Below are 18,591 nucleotides of genomic sequence, written 5' to 3'. Positions count from 1 at the left end.
CATTACCCATGAGCGGCCTTCTTGCCCGCGGTCGCGATCTCGACCTTATCGCCTTCCAGCAGGCCATCAGGCGGCGCATCGATCACGCGGTCGGTCGGCGCAAGGCCGGAACCGATCTCGACCGAGTCGCCGAGGTCGCGCGAGATGGTCACGCGCTTGTACACGACGCGCTCGCCCTCGCCGACCGTCGCGATGCGCAAGCCGTGGCTGTCGAACAGCAGCGCGCTCGCCGGCACCCGCAACGCGTTCGGCGCGACCGGCAGCTTGAACTGGATGCTCGCGAAACCGCCCGGCAACAGCTTGCCTTCGCTGTTGTCGACCAGCAGCTGCACGAGCGTCGAACCCGAGGTCGCATTCACCGAGTCGGCCGAAGCGACCACGCGCGCGGTGAACTTCTCGTCCGGATACGCGGGCACGATCAGCGTCGCGGTCGTGCCGTTATGGACGATCGGCGCGTAGTTCTGCGGCACCTGCACGTACACGCGCAACTGCTTGACGTCGGACACCTGGAACAGCTCCTGGCCGATGCCGCCGCTGCCCGCATTGATCAGCGCGCCGATATCGGTATCGCGCGCGGTGACCACGCCGTCGAACGGCGCGACGATGCGCGCGAAGCCCTTCGTCGCGACCAGCCGGTCGAGGTTCGCCTGCGCGGCATCGACCAGCGCCTTCTTCGCCGCGTAGTCGCCATTTCGCGTATCGACATCCTGCTGCGCGACCGCATCGGTGCCGAGCATCGCCTGCCAGCGTTTCGCGGTGGTTTGCGCGAGCGCCGCATTCGCCCTCGCGGTCTCGAGGTCCGCCTTCGCCTGCACCAGTTGCTGGTCGAGCTCCGGCGTTTCGATCACGGCGAGCAGCTGACCCGATTTCACGTGTCCGCCGATATCGACGTACCACGCCTTCAGATAGCCGCTCACGCGCGCGAACAGCGGCGCGCGCGAAAACGCCTGCAATTGCGACGGCAGCGTCAGCGTCGGGCCCTGCGCGTCCTTCACCGGCGCGACCACGCTGACGGTTTGCACCGCCTGCGCGTCGGTCCAGCTGGTCAGCTTGCGCGAGTCGGACGCGCGTACCGCGAGGCCGGCGCCGACCACGATGACGACCAGCACGATGCCGGCGATGCCGACCGTAACGAGCCGACGGCGCGGCGGGGCACCCGCATATTTGGGTTCAAAACCGGGTTCTACGGATTCAGACGACATGAGCAGGACCTCCCGAGGCAGATGCCGGGCTAGCCGCGCGCTTGTCGCGCGCGTGAACGATACTAAACACGATAGGAACGAAGAAAAGCGAAGCGGTGGTCGCGAAGATCAGGCCGCCGATCACCGCGCGGCCGAGCGGCGCATTCTGTTCGCCGCCTTCGCCGAGCGCAAGCGCCATCGGCGCCATGCCGATGATCATCGACAGCGCGGTCATCAGCACCGGGCGGAAGCGCGTGAAGCCCGCTTCGATCGCGGCCTTGATCGGGTCGCCGTGCTCGGCGAGGCGCTCGCGGCAGAAGCTCACCACCAGAATCGAGTTCGCGGTCGCCACGCCCATACACATGATCGCGCCGGTCAGCGCGGGCACCGAAAGTGTGGTGTGCGTCGCGAACAGCATCCACACGATGCCGGCGAGCGCGGCCGGCAGCGCCGACACGATCACGAACGGGTCGGACCACGACTGGAAGTTCACGACGATCAGCAGGTAGATCAGCACCACCGCGCCGAGCAGGCCGAACAACATGCCGCCGAACGCGCTGTTCATGGTCTGCACCTGGCCGAGCAGCGCGACCGTCGAGCCCTTCGGCAGTTCTTTCGCGTGCTGCGCGACGATCTTCTGGATGTCGGAGGCGACCGCGCCGAGGTCGCGGTCCTGCGTCGCCGCGAAAATCTCGACCATCGGCACGATGTTGTACTGGCTCACGACCGAGCTCGTATTGGTGCGATCGAAGGTGGCGAGGCCGCCGAGCACCTGCGCGTTCTGCGGCGCGTTGGCGGTGATCGGAATATTGCGCAGCGCCGACAGCGAATCGAGCGAGTACTGCGGCGTCTGCAGCACGATCGGATACGACACGCCGTTCGCGTTGTTCAGCCAGTACGTCGGCGCGACCTGGCTCGAACCGGCGAGGTTCACGACGAGGCTGTTCGTCACGTCGCGCTCGGTGATGCCGACCAGTTGCGCGCGCGTGCGATCGACGTTCACGTTGAACGACGGAATCTGCTGCGACTGCTGCAGGCGCGCGTCGACCACGCCCGGCACCTTGCGGACGTCGCGCAACACCGCATTCACATACGCGAAGTTGCCGTTCAGGTTATTGCCGCGCACCTGCAGGTCGATCGGCGCGGGCGAGCCGAAGTTCAGGATCTGGCTGATGATGTCCGCCGGCGGGAACGAGAACGTCTCGCCCGGGTAGAGCCGCGGCAGTTCCTCGCGCATCCGGCGCACGTATTCGGCGGTCGGCGCGTGGCCTTCCTTCAGTTCGATCTGGATGTCGCCATCCTGCGAGCCGATCGTGCCGGTGTTGTTGTACGCGGTGTTGATACCGCTGACCGGCTGGCCGATATTGTCGACCACCGTGCCGAGTTCATTCGGCGGAATGATCGTGCGAACCGAGTCCTCGATATGCGCGAAGATTTCCGACGTTCTTTCGACCCGCGTGCCGACCGGCGCGCGCACGTGCATCAGGATCTGACCGGCATCGACATCCGGGAAGAAGTTGCGGCCGAGAAACGGCACCAGCGCGAACGACAGCAGCACGAAGCCTAAAAACGCCGTGACGAAGCGCTTGCGATGCGAAAGCGCAAGCATCAGCAGACCGCGGTAAACCGTGCGCACGCGCTCGAAGCGCGCTTCGAAGCCTTTCTGGAAACGCCCGAGCGGGCCTGACGGCTTGTGCTCTTCTTCGTGCGCGGCGCTGTGCGGCTTCAGCAGGAAGTTCGCCATGGTCGGCACGAGCGTACGCGACAGGATGAACGACGACACCATCGCGAAGATCACCGCCTCGGCCATCGGCACGAACAGGAAGCGCGCGACGCCGTTCAGGAAGAACATCGGCACGAACACAATGCAGATACACAGCAGCGACACGAACGCCGGCGTGACGATCTGCGCGGCGCCATCGAGAATCGCATCTTCGACAGGCTTGCCGTGCTCGAGGTGCCAGTTGATGTTTTCGATGGTCACCGTCGCGTCGTCCACCAATATGCCGACCGCGAGCGCGAGACCGCCGAGCGTCATGATGTTCAGCGTCTCGCCGAGCGCCGACAGCGCGATGATCGAACCGAGAATGGCCAGCGGAATCGAGATTGCGATGATGACCGTCGAGCGCCAGCTGCCGAGGAACAGCAGAATCATCAGGCTCGTCAGCACCGCGGCGATCACCGCTTCGCGCGCGACGCCGGAGACGGCCGCGCGCACGAACAGCGACTGGTCGCCGATCGGGTCGATCTGCAGGTTATCCGGCAGCGCCGCGCGGGCATCCGCGACGTGCTGCTTGATGCCCGAAATGATCGCGAGCGTCGACACCGAACCGTTCTTCAGCACCGACATCAGCACCGAGCGGTGGCCGTTCACGTGCACGATATTGGTTTGCGGCGGCGCGCCGTCGCGCACGTTGGCGACGTCGCGAATATAGACGGTCGTGCCGCCCACCGCCTTGATCGGCAGGTCGCCGAGCTCGCGGATCACCGACGGCGCGTTGTTCAGCTGCAGCACGTATTCGTGGTCGCCCATCTTCGCGGTGCCGACCGGCGTGATCAGGTTCTGCGTGGCGAGCGCGTTCGCGACATCCTGCGCGGAGAGTCCGCGCGCCTGCAGTTTCGCGGGATCGACGTCGATCTGCACCTGGCGCGTCTTGCCGCCGAACGGATACGGAATCGATGCGCCCGCCACCGTCACCAGTTGCGGCCGCAACTGGTTCAAGCCCAGGTCGCCGAGGTTCTGCTCGGAAAGGCCCTTGCCCGACAGCGCGAGCTGGATGATCGGCACCGTCGACGCGTTGTAGTTCAGGATCAGCGGCGGCGTGGTCGCGGGCGGCAGCTGCTTCAACTGCGTCTGCGCGACCGCGGTCACCTGCGCATTCGCGGTCGCGATGTTCACGCCCGGCTGGAAGAACACCTTGATCACCGCAAATCCGTTGATCGACTCCGCCTCGATGTGCTCGACGTCGTTCACCGTCGTGGTGATCGTGCGTTCGAACGTGGACGTGACGCGGCCGGCCATCTGGTCCGGCGGCAAGCCCGTGTATTGCCACACGATGCTGATCACCGGAATGCGGATGTCGGGAAAGATGTCGGTTGGCGTCTTCAGCGCGGACAGCGGCCCGATGATGAAGATGGCGATCGCCAGCACGACAAAGGTGTATGGCCGTTGAAGGGCAATACGTACCAGGCCGAGCATGAGATTTCCTGGGTAGAACGGTTACAGGGAAAAGCGCCCGGTGCACCGTACTGCGGTACACCACTGCGATCCGTTGCGGCGCCGGAAAAAAGATGTAGCCACGCCGCACGTTCAACGCTGCGGCGCGGACGAGATCAGTGTCGGCATCGCGCGGTCACCGCATACGGCAGTAACCGGCTAATCGGAGGCGCGGGGTGATGCGCTTCGCTTTCTTCGAAACGGGCCGTGAGTACGGGCCGTTCCCGGTCTCGTTACACATTAAAAGACCGGCGACAAATCCTTTCTTTCTCCTTTCCGCGAACTGAACAGAACATTGCGCGGCTGGCGCCGGACGGAAAAACCGCCCGGCGCGGAGCATATCGGCGAACTCAAGCGGGAATGTACACAAACGCTGAAATTCTTGCACAGCCAACCTCTACGTCAGGCGCTACGAAAGGTGGCGCGGCAATCGCATTTCGCAGGCGGCGCGCAAAGCAGGAACGGGACCGCGGGGGCGTTTATTCCCGGTAGAACAGGCGCTTGCGCGAACCTCGCATGCGGCGCAACACCGTCCATTGCCGCCCGCTCAGTCAAAAGAGTTTTTTTATTACCGTTTATTTTTTCCGGCGGACGCAAGGGGGCCGCAAGCCCCGTTGCACGCCGTATTGAAGTTGTATGCACCCTACCAGGAAAATGAAATAGAAATGCATCGAAAGGCTTTAGAAAAGATTGCGCCTCTAAACCTTAATAAGCCGGTGTTCCAATTCGCGCTGTTTCATCCGGAGCGGTCTGCAGGCCTGCGGCTGTACCAGTCAGCAACAAAAACATCCCAGCTCGACCACACGCAGAAAGGCGGAGCTGGAACAGCGACGTTGAATATTGGAGCCCCCCACCTATGTTTCGCAAAGCGATCCTCCCCATGTCGTTAGCAGCGGCGCTGCTTGCGCTTGCCGCTTGCGGCAGCAGCGACGACAACAACTCGACGCCGCCGTCGACGCCGACCGCTTCGGTCAGCCCGCAGGACGCACTGCAGACGGCCACGCCGATCAAGCACGTCGTCGTGATCTTCGGTGAGAACGTCTCGTTCGACCACTACTTCGCGACGTACCCGAATGCGCTGACCGGCAACGGCGAACCGCAAATCACGGCTGCCGCGACTACGCAGACGGACATCAACACGCTGCAGTCCAAGGGCCTGCTGGGCACGGCCAACCCGAACGCGGCCAGCACCTCGCCGAACGTCGTCGCTACGACGGTCAATAACGTCGCGACCACGCCGCCGAATGCTGTCGGCACCGGCGGCACGCTGACCGCCGCCCTGTCGCAACCGTTCCGCCTCGACCGCACGCAGGCGAACACGAAGAGCCAGAACCACAGCTACGCGCCGGAACAGCTCGCCGACGACGGCGGCGCGATGGACGCGTTCCCGCTCTTCACGGCGGCCACGTCGGTCACGACGGGCAGCTCGGGCGCATTCGGTTCGGCCGCGCAGGTGCTCGGCTACTTCGACGGCAACACCGTCACCGCGATGTGGAACTACGCGCAGAACTTCGCGATGAGCGACAACGCGTGGACCGACACGTTCGGTCCGTCGACGCCGGGCGCGGTCGAAGTGGTCTCCGGCCAGAACAACGGCATCCAGATGTACACGACGACGGCGACGACGGGCTCGAGCCTCGGCACGCTGGTTACCGCCACCACGTCGCCGAGCGGCAACGCGATTCCGGACAGCCAGGGCGGCTTCACGCTGATCGGCGACCTGGACCCGGCAGGCGACGCCTGCACGAACCAGGGCAACGGCGTGGGCTCGGTCGTGATGCAGTACTCGTCGAAGGTCAAGAACATCGGTGACCTGCTCAACGCGAAGAACATCACGTGGGGCGGCTTCATGGGCGGCTTCAACCTCGGCACGACCAACCCGAACGGCACGACCGGCTGCAAGCGCTCGACGTTCTCGTCGGTGCTGAACGCCGCATCGGTCGACTACACGCAGCACCACGCGTGGTTCCAGTACTTCGCATCGACCGCGAACCCGACGCACCAGCGTCCGTCGTCGAACACGATGATCGGCTTCACCGAGCCGACGCTCGACAACACGGCCACGCCGGTTCACCACCAGTACGACACGGATGACTTCTTCGCGGCCGTCACGGCGGGCAACTTCCCGTCGGTCAGCTTCCTGAAGGCGCAGGCAGTCCAGGACGCTCACCCGGGCAACTCGGACCCGCTCGACGAGCAGGCGTTCGTCGTGAAGGTCGTGAACTTCCTGCAGCAGCAGCCGGACTGGAAGAACACCGCCGTGATCATCGCGTACGACGATTCGGACGGCTGGTATGACCACCAGAAGCCGACCATCGTGAACTCGTCGTTCGACCAGACGCTGTCGACCACGATCAAGACCACGACGCCGAACCTGACTTTCCCGGGCGGTGCGGACCAGCTGACGGGTGTGGGCCGTTGTGACAGCGCGACCTCGACGCAGCCGCAAGGCGTGAATGGCGGTGTCGTGAACGGCCGTTGCGGCCCGGGCACGCGCACGCCGTTCATCCTGATCTCGCCGTGGGCGAAGAAGAACTTCGTCGACCACACGCAGATCACGCAAGCGTCGGTCGTGAAGTTCATCGAAGACAACTGGCTCGGCGGTCAACGCCTCGGCAACGGTTCGTTCGATGCCAACGCAGGCGATATCCGCAGCATGCTGAACACCACCGGCAATACGCCGACCGTGTTCCTCGACGAGACCTTCGGCACGACGGTCGCCGCCGCGCCGACGAACTGACCGGCCGTGTAAATGAAATGCGCTTTCTGTCCCGCGCGGTGCGGCGCAGCCGTGGTCACCACGTGCGCGGCGCCGCGTAGCGGGAAGCGCCGCTAGCCGTAACCGTGTCGAGCCAGTACGCAACCGTGCTGGCTCGACATTTTTTTTGCTTTATCGCTGGATCACTCCGTCACTACCGCCATGAGTCTTCGTCCGAACACCCTGCCGCCCACCCTGCCCGCCGGCAATGATTCGAACCCCGGCGCCGCCAAACGGTCGCTCAAGCGCATCGTGGGCTGGACGCTCGCCGTCGTCGCGGCCGGCTGCGCCGCCTTTGCCGCCTACGCGGCGATCTATCCTGAGCGGATGCCGCTTGCGATCGGCACGATGGTCGAAGACATCACCGGCGCGAATCCCCAACCGGTTCATCTGGTCCTGCCGCAGCAAGCGCCGCTGTCCGCGGTCGCGCAACTGGGCCGGGACATTTTCAACGACACGTCGCTGTCCGCATCGGGCAAGCAGTCATGCGCGTCGTGCCATAGCCCGCAACATTCGTACGGCCCCGCGAACGATCTCGACGTGCAGTTCGGCGGCCCGCACATGACCGACGCCGGCTACCGGCCGCCGCCTTCGCTCACCTATCTGTACCGGCAGGCGCCGTTCAGCATCGGCCCCGACCAGGGCGACATGGACGCCGCACCGGTCACGCTCCAGCAGCTCGCGGCCAGCGCGGCGGGCGTGCAGCGCGCGGTGAAGACCGCCGGCGTCGCACCCGCTGCGCCCGCGATGGTGCCGCAAGGCGGCCTCTTCTGGGACGGCCGCGCGAGCACGCTGCAGGACCAGGCGATCGGCCCGATGCTCAATCCGGTCGAAATGGCCAATGCGAGCGTGTTCGATGTCGCGCACAAGCTGAGCGCGACGAAATACGCGGACCGCTTCAAAAAGCTGTTTGGCGATTCGATCATCAACCGGCCGGAACTGCTCGTCGACGAAGCGATGTTCGCGGTGGGCCGCTACCAGCTCGAAGACCCGTCGTTCCACGAATTCACGAGCAAGTACGATTACTGGCTGCAAGGCAAGGCGCGCCTCACGCAGGCGGAACTGCACGGCCTGCGTCTGTTCAACGACCCGGACAAGGCGAACTGCGCCGGCTGCCACCTGAGCAAGCCGACGCCGGACGGCCTGCCGCCGCTCTTCACCGATACCCAATATGAAGCGCTCGGCGTGCCGCGCAACCACAAGCTCGCGATCAACAAGGATCCGGCGTTCTACGACATGGGCGTGTGCGGCCCGTTCCGCGACGACGTGAAGGATCTCACGCAGTACTGCGGGATGTTCCTCACGCCGACGCTGCGCAACGTCGCGACGCGCCATGTGTTCTTCCACAACGGCGTCTATCACGACCTGAAGCAGGTGATGGACTTCTACAACCTGCGCAACACGAACCCGGACAGGATCTACCCGCACGACGCAGCGGGCAAGGTCGAAACATACGACGATTTGCCGGCGAAGTATCACGCGAACATCGACGTCGCCGATGCGCCGTTCGACCGCAAGTTCGGCGACAAGCCCGCGATGACCGATGACGATATCCAGGACATCATCGCGTTCATGAATACGCTGAACGACGGCTACAAGCCTTGACGCAACCGGTCGCGCGGGCCGCTGCCGCGTACCGATAACGCCGGCGCCTGTTGCAAGGCGCCGGCGTTTTTCTTTTGACGAGGCCGCTGCACGGCGCCTCGTCAGCGCGCCAGCCCAGCGCGTCGCCGCAACCGCTCAGGCCGCCGGAAAGCGCGCCTGAATCGCGCCGTTGGCCGCCTCGTTGAGCACCGCGGCGAGGATCATCGCGCTTGCGTTGAGCGGCGCCGGCCGGCCGCGGCGCGGCTTGAACACTGCGTCGCCGACGCGGATCGCGCGCCCGCTCATCGCGCACACGCCGCTGACGCGGGCACGCGCCGCATGCCAGAGCTGATCGCCGTACGAGCAGTGCGTCGCATCGCGCCACGCGATGGTCGCGGTCGCGGAGGTCGGCCGCTCGATCAGGCACACCTGCGCGTCGAAGCGCTCACCGGCCATCGGCAGCGGGCTGTGCCTGCGTTCGAACTGCACGTGCAGCGCCGCGAGCCGGGTGACCGCGGGATCGACGCGCCCCGACATCAACGAAAGCAAACCGATGGTTTGCCGCCACGGATCGCATATATCCATCATCTTGGCCAACATCTGTCACCTCTTGGTCAGGAAGTGCATTCAACCGGGCTTGCGTCGTCCACCGACGACGCACGAGTTCAGAATCCGCGCATGGCGGCGCGCGGCGCTCTGCGGCGGCAGCGTATAAGGCTGCGGCAGTTCGGGTGCGGCAGACTTGCGATACTCGACCGGCAGCGCCGGCACAGGCTGGACCACGACAGGCCGCACAGCGATCGGCCGGGACGGCGCGAGCAGCGCGTCGAGGTCGGCCGCGGGTACACGTTTGCGCATTGCTTTCATCTCCGTATTTCTTCTGCGCGGCAGGACAGGCCGCCGGTTCATGGATTGACGTTCGTCTTCACTTTCCAGCAGTAAGGTGTATCTCCGACGAACCTTTTGAATACCGCGGTGAAATGCGACTGCGAACGGAATCCGCAGCTCAATGCAACATCCAGCATGCTGTGCCGCGAGCGCGTCAACAATTGTTGCGCGTGTTCGATCCGGCGGCGCAGCAGGTATTCGTGCGGACGCAGACCGGTCGCGCGGCGGAATTGCGCGGCGAAATGCATGCGCGTGAGCCCCGCGCTTTGCGCCATTTCGGCCAGGCCAATCGAGTCAGACAAATGAGCCTCGATAAATTCGATCGTGCGGCGCATGCGCCATTGCGGCAGCGCGGCCGCTTCGCGCGTTTGCCGCGCGGCCGCGGTGAAGTAGCGCGACACGAGGCGCGACACGATTGCAAGGCACACGCTGTCGGTAAACAGCTTGCCCGATGCGGCGTCCGTCGAGTGCGACACCGCGAGCGCCTGCGCGAGCCGCTCGAGCGTCGGATCGCGCAGCATGCGCGGATCGGCCAGCACGATCTCGCCGGCGTGCGCTTGTCCAAACAGGTCTTCGAAACATTCGGCAAGCGCCTGCTGCGACACGAACAGATGCAGCACGTCGCCCGGCGATTCGAAGCGCACGCTGACCGGCACCGCGGGCGCGGTGACCTGCACGGCGCCCGCGGTCACGCGGCCCGAGACGATCGTGCGCCCCGCATGCTCGAAACTGAGCGTCGTGCATTTCAGGTTCAAGCCGATGCAGTGATAGCCGGCGTGTCCCTGGTGCGACGCTTCGAACGGTCCGGCGTCGTTGCGGGTCCAGCGCGCGACCATCATGTCGCCGTATGGCAGCGCGTCGCGCGGTTCATCTATCGCCGGGTAGCGCCAGTGATGCTCGCCGTGAATCGGGTTGCCGGCTTTTTTGCGCACGGCGTCCGTGGCGATTTCGGTTGGGTGTGTCGACAAGGCAATCATGAGCGGCCTGCACGAAGTGGGGGGCATGCGAAGCGGAGACCGCGGGTCCCCGCGCTCTCCTAAAGGTATCCGAACAGACAGGGCCTAACCAGCCCTACAAAGGATTGACACAGGCCACTGTTGGTTTGGCCGACTCATCTGCAGGTTTAGTCGTCTAATCCGATTTGCGTACCATGCGCGCGCAAACTAGCCGATGTGGGTAATCGAGGTGCGGGTTGGTGGCCTGACGATATCCGTGCGCCGGCCGCTCGCGGCTCATCACACGCCGTGGGCCGGCCGTCTGTCTGGAAATGCTCGATGCTCTGGCCGGCGGCCACCGCGCGCCTCAACCAGTTCGGCATATCGCCCGCGCCGGTCCACGTATTGCCGTACGCATCGCAATAGCGAATCGCATCCCGTTCGCGCAGGTCGTCCGAGAGCGCCCGCTCGAGCGCGTCGAATGTGATGCCGGATTCCTTCATGCGGCGTCTGATCCAGCGAACCAGGCGTTCACGTGCTTCGCCTTCCAGAGATTGTGCTGCGCGCGTCATGCATGCTCCTGAAAAAATACCGGGGTGGGACGGGCTTGCCGCCGGCCGCGCATTGCATGCGCGAGACGCGGCGCTCAGTCGACGCAATTCAGTCAGACCATTCAATCAGACCAATTTGGAAAGGTTCAAGCCCAAATGACGGGTACCCGGGCGTTCGCGCGCTCAAGACCATTGTTTCCATTCGTGCGAGATTGCACCGCGCGCGATCCGCGTCATCATTGCGGCGAGAGTAGCGGCAATCGCGCGCGTGCTTTTTGCGAACAGCACGTGCCGCTGCAAATATGCACGTCGCCCGGATCGGCACGCGGCGCCTGGCGCTCGCGGCTCGCGCGAAGTGACTTCGCATCGCGGCGGCCCGCGTGTGAAAGCGCGCACGGTATCTCGCGCGAACTGGCATGCGAAATGCACGAATCGTGCGATTTCAACAAATCGCCGATGCCGCTAAAAGACGGCGCGCACCCGATGACTACACTCAACACCGATGAGGTATGCGTTCGGTGAACGGTGCGCCGGCAAAGCAGCACACGCGCTCCGCAGGTCGCATGCGCAGGCTGTCGGTCGTCGACTTCGTTCTGAATAGAAAAACGGGCATTGCCGAATGGCGCGCTTCAACGCCCAGTCGCAACTGTGTGGACTGGGCATCATTGAACGGTACACCGAAGCGCCGCGCGCGTGCAAAGCGACGGTACCGGCGAGGCGTCTGCGCGCGATTCAGGCGGCTGCCGCGACAACGGTTTGCGCCGTGATGTCACGCTGTGCGCGGCGCGTGATCCGGCGCGCGCACAGCGCGTGTCGCACCCTGCGCGCGCAGCGGCAGCCGTCACCGCGAGCGGGCTGCATGCGTTAGATTCAGCGCCGGCGGCCAGATCGCAAGCGGTAAAGACGCACGCGCCGATGCGTGTCCGTTCCGCTTCATGTGCGCTTTTCCGGCCTCGCGGCGCGTCGACACGCGCCGCGGGCCGCCGTCCGGCCAAGCGGAGATTGCCGACCTTGTCAAGGCAACTGCGGCATGCCGGGCACTGCCGGACTTCTCGCCGGGTTCATGGCCATGCTATATATCGCGCTTTTGACGGAAAGCGATGCCGGCATTCGCGGCAACGTGTCCGCCCTGAACAGCACTATCTCCTGTCACGCCGCACTGGTGCCCACAGCACAGTGTCGGCGCGCGCTTCCAGTTGCCGTGAAAGTCCAAAGACGCGCATTTGAACAGGTGCGCCGCCCCGACGCGCGCGCGCTCCGCATCCTCGCCGCGGCGCTTGCGTCCGCTGTGTTTTTCGCGGACGCGTTGACGTCACTGCACATCGCGATCTCGGTTCTATACGTCGTGGTGATCCTGCTCGTCGCCTTCACCGGCTCGCGGCGGGCGACGCATTCCAGTGCATGGACCTGTGCGGCGCTCACGCTCGCCGCGCTCGCGATCGCGCATCCGCACGGCGTCCCGGGAGGCGCCGCCGCGCGCAGCGCGATGAGCCTCGTCGCGATCGCGGTGACCTCGTTCATCGCGATACGCCATCAGGCGAGCACCGCGCACCTGATCGAGCAGATCCACCTGCTCAATCTCACGCACGATGCAATCGTCGTGTACGACATGAACGATCGCATCGCGTTCTGGAACCAGGGCGCGGAAAAACTGTACGGCTGGCCCGCGCACCGCGCGCTGCGCCAGCCGATTCACGAACTCACGCGCACGCGCTTTCCGGCCGCGGCCGACGAGGTTCGGGCCGCCCTTCTGCAAGCCGGCCGCTGGGACGGCGAGCTCGAACGCACGCGCGACGACGGCACGGTCGTGACGATCGCGAGCCGCCTTGCGTTGTTGCGCGACGAGCGCGGCAAGCCGCGCGCGGTGCTCGCCACCGACAACGACATCACGTTGCGCAAGAATCTCCAGATGGAGCTGCAGCGCAAGCAGGACGAAATGAGCGCGATGCTCGAAGCCATTCCGGGGATGATCTGGGCCTCGACGCACGATGGCGAAATCGAGCCGATGAATCGCCGCTGGGACGCATTCGATATCGCGCCCGGCGATGCCACGCGCAAAGACCGCAGTCTATGGCGCACGCTGGTGCATCCGCACGACCTGCCGCGGCTCGAAAACGACTGGCGCAGCGCGGTCGCGACCGGCGCGCCGTTCGAGGGCACCGCGCGCCTGCGGCGCAAGGACGGCCTGTATCGCTGGATGCACATTTGCGCAGAGCCGCTGCGCAATATCGACGGCGCGATCGTGCGCTGGTACGGCGTCAATACCGACATCGAGGAACGCAAACGCGCGGAGGAGGCGCTCGAGCGCAGCGAGGCGTTTCTCGCCGACGGCCAGCGGCTGTCGCACACCGGCAGCATCGCGATGAAACTCCCGGATGGCGAAATGCTGTGGTCGCACGAGGCATACCGTATTTTCGGCTATGCTGCGAACGTCGTTCCGAGCATGGATCTGATTCTCGCGCGCACCCACCCCGACGATATCGCGCTGGTGCGGCAAAGCTATCGGCAAATACTCGCCGAAGCGCCGTTCATCGACATCGAACACCGGCTCCTGATGCCGGACAGATCCGTCAAACACGTGCATTATGTCGCTCACCTCAGCGCCCGCCAGTCCGGGCGTTTCGAGTACGTCGGAGCCTTGATGGATGTGACGCATGCCAAACACACCGAGGAAGCGCTCACGCGTTCGATGACCGAGCTCGCGCATGTGACCCGCGTGACGATGCTCGGCGAGTTGACCGCGTCGATCGCGCACGAAGTGAGCCAGCCGATCGCCGCGATCGTGACCTGCGGACACGCGGCGCTGCGCTGGCTCGACCGGCCGCAGCCGGATCTGGCCGAGGCGCGCGAGGCGATCGACAAGGCGATTCGCAGCGCGAAGCGGGCGAGCGACATCGTGTGGCGGATCCGCTCGATGGCGCAAAAGCGCGGCCCCGCGCATGTACCGCTCGACCTCAATGCGCTCGTCGATGAATCGATCGAACTCGTGCTGCATGAACTGCACGATCACGGCGTCGAGCTCGAGATCGAATATATGTCGCCGGCGCCGCATATCATCGGCGACCGCGTGCAATTGCAACAGGTCTTGATCAACCTGATGATGAACGGCGCGCAGGCGATGGCGGCCGTCACCGGCCGCGCGAAACGGCTGTGGGTCGCCACACGCATGGCCGATGCGCAGTATGTGCACGTGATCGTCAAGGACGCCGGCACCGGCATCAAGGCGGAACATGCCGGCCAGCTTTTCGAAGCTTTTTTCACGACCCGGTCCGAAGGCATGGGTATCGGACTGTCGATCTGCCGTTCTATCGTCGAAGCGCACGGCGGCCGTATCTGGGCCGAGTCCCCGCCCGAAGGCGGCGCCGCGCTGCAATTTACCTTGCCCGTATACGATGGGAGACCGCAATGAGCAGTGAAGCCGCCAACGAACCCGTGAACGTCGCGGACAATGCGATCGTCTACGTCGTCGACGATGACGAGTCGATGCGCGACGCGGTCAGCACATTACTGCGCTCGATCGGCCTGAAGGTGAAAACATTCTCTTCCGCGCAGGATTTCCTCGCCGCCGACCGGCCGGATGTGCCGGCATGCCTGATTCTCGACGTGCGTCTGAAAGGACAAAGCGGACTCGCGGTGCAGGAGCAGATCGCCGCGCACCAGATCCGCATGCCGATCGTATTCATGACCGCGCACGGCGATATCGCGATGTCGGTGAAAGCGATGAAGGCCGGCGCGCGCGATTTTCTCGCCAAGCCGTTCCGCGATCAGGACATGCTCGACGCGGTGTCCGAATCGCTCGCCGCCGATCAGCAGCGCCGCCAGGCGGACCTGTCGTTCGCGGGCCTGCGGCGCTGCTATGAGTCGCTGACGCCGCGCGAGCGCGAGGTCATGGCGTTCGTCGCATGCGGCCTGCTGAACAAGCAGATCGCCGCCGAGATGAAGCTGAGCGAAATCACGGTGAAGATCTACCGCAGCCAGGCGATGAAAAAAATGGAAGCGCGTTCGCTCGCGGATTTCGTGCTGAAGGCGGAGGCGCTCGGCGTGAAAGCGGCGCTCGGCGCGCCGTCGTTCGTCGGCATGCGGCCGACGCCGCGCGTCTAGCCAATACGCGACGCCGCGCAGCGGCTCACAGTTCACTGACAGTTTTCTTCGCGCGCAATATGCAAGCCGGGCTCATGCTCAGTTCATCGACGCCCAGCGCGATCAGTCGCGCAATCATGTCCGGCTGCGCGGCGGCCTCGCCGCACACCGCGACGCCGATGCCGGCCCGCCGCGCCGCATCGCACACCATGCCGATCGCGCGCAGCACGGCCGGGTGGCTCGCGCGATAGAGCGACGCGAGAGTCGGGTTCGCGCGGTCCGCGGCCATTACATACTGCGTGAGGTCGTTGGTGCCGATCGAAAAAAAATCGACTTCGGGCGCAAGCAGGTCGGCGGTCAACGCGGCGGCCGGCGTTTCGACCATGATGCCGAGCTTCGGCTCGCCGTACGCGACGCCTTCGCGCGCGAGCTCCTGCGCGCACACGGCGAGCAGCGCCTTGACGCGGCGCACCTCGTCGATATCGGCGACCATCGGCAGCATCATGTGCAGGTTGCCGTGCGTCGCCGCGCGCAGCAGCGCGCGCAGTTGCGGCTTGAACACGTCCGGGCGGTCGAGGCACATGCGCACGCCGCGCCAGCCGAGAAACGGGTTGTCTTCCGCAGGAAACGCGATGCCGGGCACCGGCTTGTCGCCGCCGACATCGAGCGTGCGGATCACCACCGGGTGCGGCGCAAACGCCTGCGCGACGCGGCAGTAGACGTCAAATTGCTCCTGCTCGTCCGGCAGCGCGCGGCGATTCATAAACAGCAGTTCGGTGCGAAACAGGCCGACGCCCATCGCGCCCACCGCGCGCGCCGCGTCGATCTCGGTCGGCGCGCCGAGATTCGCCGCGATGCGGATCGGCCGGCCCGCGCGCGTGACCGGCTCGACGTCGCGATAGACGTCAAGCGCTGCGCGATGCGCACGCGCGTCGTCGATGCGCGCGGCGAACTGCGCGTGCAACGCGGACGGCGGCTCGAACCATACATGGCCGAGCGTGCCGTCGACCGCCACCTGCCGCACGCCGCGCAGCGCATCGTCGGTAGCCTGCAGGCCGAACACCGCCGGAATGCCGTGCGCGCGCGCGATAATCGCAAGATGCGAGGTCGCGCTGCCGCGCGTGCAGACGAGCGCGGCGATATGCGCGAGCGGTGCGCGCGCGAGATCGGGTGCGGTCAGCTCCGCCGCGAGCACGACGCAGGGCCTCGTCAAGCCGGCGAGGCTCACGTCCTGCTGGCCGGCGAGGCGCAGCACGAGCTGGCGCGTGATGCCGTGGATATCGTCGGCCCGGCTTCTCAGGTACTCGTCGTCGATCGACTCGAACGATGCGGCGAGCGCCGCGCCGACTTCGAGCGCCGCGGCCGCCGCATCGCGGCCGGCTGCGATGCACGCTCTGATCTGGCCGGCGAACTCGTCGCTCTGCGCGACGCTCACGAGCGCTTCGGTGATATCGTCGTGCGCGCCGGCCGTGTCGCACTGCTGGTTGAGCGCGGCCAGCGCGTCGTCGAACGCGCGGTCAAAGCGCGCGGTCTCCGCGTCGATTTCGTGCGGCTCGATAAACTGGCGTTTCGCTTGCAGCGGCTCGGGCAGGTACACGTATGCGTCGCCGTACGCGAGGCCTTCGCTGGCCGGCACGCCGATCAGCGGCGGCGGTCCGCTTGCCGCGTCCACGCATAGTGCGGCGGCGCCGGAGGCCATCGCGCGCTGATCGGTCGCGCTCGACACACCGGCGGCGGATTCGGTGACGTCCGAGGCGGCGGCAGCGGCAACGCGAATCGCGTTTTGCGCGGCCGCGTTCGCATCTGCATCGCCCAACGCCGCATCCGCTGTTTGCGCCGTTTGCGCCGTTTGCGCCACATCCGCTGTTTGCGCCGTTTGCGCTTGCGGCTGCACACCCGCCTCAGGCGAAGACAGGAACTGCGCCATCCGCCGCATCGCATCGCTTTCGTCGGCGCCGTCCGCGCGCAGCACGATCTGGTCATGCTCGCGGATACCGAGCAGCATCAGCTTGACCGCGCTCTTCGCATCGGCGCTGGTCGAACCGTGCAGCACCTGCAGCGAGCACGAAAACTCCTTCGCGAGCTTCGCGAATTGCGTCGCGGGCCGCGCATGCAGCCCTTCGCTCACCTTCACCACCACCGCTGCTTCAAGCATCGACATCACCTTGCCGTCTGGCCGGCCGTGACTTCACGGCACGGTCGAGCACCGTTGCGCCCGCAACAAACGAGGTCACCCGCCTCGCGCAACGGATAACCGCCCATCCCCGTTCACGCGGAACAATCGTGAGGCAACGGGCAGCGCCGGCGACGGTCCGCATGGTCCGCTCAACGACCGGCTCAACGACCGGCTCACCGATCCGCGATCTCGATCACCGTGCCGCTGCGCATGCATGCGAGCAGTTCACCCGCATCGACCGGCTGCGCGCAAATCTCGCCGGGCCGCTGCGCCTCGTTCGCGCCATTGAAATTGATCACGACGTGACCGAGTTCGCTGACCTTGTTCCATGCGGAAGGCCCGACCGCGGTCACGCTCGCGCTGATCGCGCCGATGCGCAGCCGCGAGCCCGCTTGCGGCGCCTGCTGCTGCGCCTGTTCGACCCGATGCAGCACCGACACTTCCGCGAGTTCGGGCGGCGCGCCGTCCGCATAAAGAATCAGCACGCCGCCCTCGAGCAGTTCCGCCACTTCCGGTCCGACTTCCGAAATCACCGTCTTGTAGTAGTGCATAGTCCGTTTCCACAAAAGACGACCGCCGTTGCACGGGCCGCGACATCACTACAGCGCAAAGCTCGCGCCCCACGCGATCAGCACCGACACCGGCCCCATGATCTGCCGGCTGATCAGCACCGCCGGCACGCCGACGCGGATCGTGTCCGGCTTCGCTTCGCCGAGCGCCATGCCGACCGGCACGAAATCGCAGCCGACCTGCGTGTCGTACGCGAACAGCGCCGGCAACGCCATTTGCGGCGGAATCGTGCCATTGCCGATCGCCGGACCGATGATCGCCGCGCCGATCACCTGTGCGATCACCGCGCCCGGGCCGAGCACAGGCGACAGAAACGGCAGCCCGCAAATCGCCGACAGTACGACGAGGCCGATGATGTTGCCCGCAAGCGGTTCGAGCAGGTGCGCGAGACCCGTGCCGATTCCGGTCGCGTTGATGACGCCGATCAGCATCGTCACGAACGCCATGAACGGCAGCACGTTGCGGATCACCGTATCGATCGCTTTGCGCCCGCTGTTGAACAGCACATTGACGACGCCGCCCATCACGCGGCCGATCGACGTAATCAGGCCGACGATGCCGCGGCTCTCGCGCGCACCCGGTTCGCCGGGTTGGCCTGCCATGCCCGGCGCCGCGCTCAGCGCCCCGGCGCCGCCGCCGGCCGCCGGCATC

13 protein-coding genes are annotated in these 18,591 nt (G+C 65.6%); 4 read left to right on the top strand and 9 right to left on the bottom strand.

Annotated elements, in window-relative coordinates; translation table 11 throughout:
• Window positions 1–2: 2 nt before the first annotated feature.
• Together HV675_RS19990 and HV675_RS19985 are read right to left on the bottom strand one after the other, a co-directional pair.
• Window positions 3–1,202 (bottom strand): efflux RND transporter periplasmic adaptor subunit, encoded by a 1,200-nt coding sequence (locus tag HV675_RS19990; protein WP_175112847.1) that lies wholly within the window; start codon window positions 1,200–1,202, stop codon window positions 3–5.
• Window positions 1,192–4,380 carry an efflux RND transporter permease subunit gene (locus HV675_RS19985; RefSeq protein WP_175112846.1) on the bottom strand — a complete coding sequence of 1,063 codons (3,189 nt, stop codon included), beginning with the start codon at window positions 4,378–4,380 and terminating at the stop codon, window positions 1,192–1,194. The genes HV675_RS19990 and HV675_RS19985 overlap by 11 nt, the downstream gene beginning before the upstream one ends.
• An 874-nt stretch (window positions 4,381–5,254) precedes the next feature.
• Here HV675_RS19985 and HV675_RS19980 point away from each other — a divergent pair.
• Together HV675_RS19980 and HV675_RS19975 are read left to right on the top strand one after the other, a co-directional pair.
• The gene (locus HV675_RS19980) at window positions 5,255–7,138 is read left to right on the top strand and encodes a phospholipase C (protein ID WP_175112845.1); all 1,884 of its coding nucleotides are present in this window, start codon (window positions 5,255–5,257) and stop codon (window positions 7,136–7,138) included.
• Window positions 7,139–7,318: 180 nt separating this feature from the next.
• Entirely contained in the window at window positions 7,319–8,761 is a 1,443-nt protein-coding gene (locus HV675_RS19975; protein ID WP_175112844.1) for a cytochrome-c peroxidase, read from the top strand.
• A 135-nt stretch (window positions 8,762–8,896) separates the two neighbouring features.
• Here HV675_RS19975 and HV675_RS19970 read toward each other — a convergent pair whose 3' ends face one another.
• From HV675_RS19970 to HV675_RS32975, 4 genes are all read right to left on the bottom strand, one after another.
• Entirely contained in the window at window positions 8,897–9,340 is a 444-nt protein-coding gene (locus tag HV675_RS19970) for a DUF3331 domain-containing protein (protein ID WP_175112843.1), read from the bottom strand.
• 27 nt (window positions 9,341–9,367) lie between these two features.
• The gene (locus HV675_RS19965; RefSeq protein ID WP_175112842.1) at window positions 9,368–9,598 is read right to left on the bottom strand and encodes a hypothetical protein; all 231 of its coding nucleotides are present in this window, start codon (window positions 9,596–9,598) and stop codon (window positions 9,368–9,370) included.
• Between the two features lie 47 nt (window positions 9,599–9,645).
• Complete coding sequence (locus HV675_RS19960) at window positions 9,646–10,605, bottom strand: AraC family transcriptional regulator (RefSeq protein WP_175112841.1); 960 nt, start codon at window positions 10,603–10,605, stop codon at window positions 9,646–9,648.
• Between the two features lie 146 nt (window positions 10,606–10,751).
• A complete protein-coding gene (locus HV675_RS32975) occupies window positions 10,752–11,135 on the bottom strand; it encodes an H-NS family nucleoid-associated regulatory protein (protein WP_175112840.1) in 384 nt (127 codons plus the stop codon).
• 1,180 nt (window positions 11,136–12,315) lie between these two features.
• Here HV675_RS32975 and HV675_RS19950 point away from each other — a divergent pair.
• Window positions 12,316–14,523: a PAS domain-containing sensor histidine kinase gene (locus HV675_RS19950; RefSeq protein WP_246270414.1), complete on the top strand. Its 2,208-nt coding sequence runs from the start codon at window positions 12,316–12,318 to the stop codon at window positions 14,521–14,523.
• Window positions 14,520–15,215: a response regulator transcription factor gene (locus HV675_RS19945; RefSeq protein ID WP_175112839.1), complete on the top strand. Its 696-nt coding sequence runs from the start codon at window positions 14,520–14,522 to the stop codon at window positions 15,213–15,215. Before HV675_RS19950 ends, HV675_RS19945 begins: the two co-directional genes overlap by 4 nt.
• A 25-nt stretch (window positions 15,216–15,240) precedes the next feature.
• On the opposite strand, the gene ptsP is transcribed toward HV675_RS19945, so the two are convergent.
• The 3 genes from ptsP to HV675_RS19930 form a co-directional block, all read right to left on the bottom strand.
• Entirely contained in the window at window positions 15,241–17,349 is a 2,109-nt protein-coding gene (ptsP, locus tag HV675_RS19940) for a phosphoenolpyruvate--protein phosphotransferase (RefSeq protein WP_175112838.1), read from the bottom strand.
• Between the two features lie 194 nt (window positions 17,350–17,543).
• Window positions 17,544–17,921 (bottom strand): PTS glucitol/sorbitol transporter subunit IIA, encoded by a 378-nt coding sequence (locus HV675_RS19935; protein WP_175112837.1) that lies wholly within the window; start codon window positions 17,919–17,921, stop codon window positions 17,544–17,546.
• A gap of 48 nt (window positions 17,922–17,969) precedes the next feature.
• Window positions 17,970–18,591, bottom strand: a 622-nt coding sequence (locus HV675_RS19930; RefSeq protein WP_175112836.1) for a PTS glucitol/sorbitol transporter subunit IIB, incomplete at its 5' end; no start/stop codon positions are given.

The organism is Paraburkholderia solisilvae, from assembly GCF_902859875.1.
In the GTDB taxonomy this organism is placed as follows: domain Bacteria; phylum Pseudomonadota; class Gammaproteobacteria; order Burkholderiales; family Burkholderiaceae; genus Paraburkholderia; species Paraburkholderia solisilvae.
The sequence above is the reverse complement of the archived record's forward strand: the minus strand, read 5'-3'. Positions and strand labels throughout refer to the sequence as shown.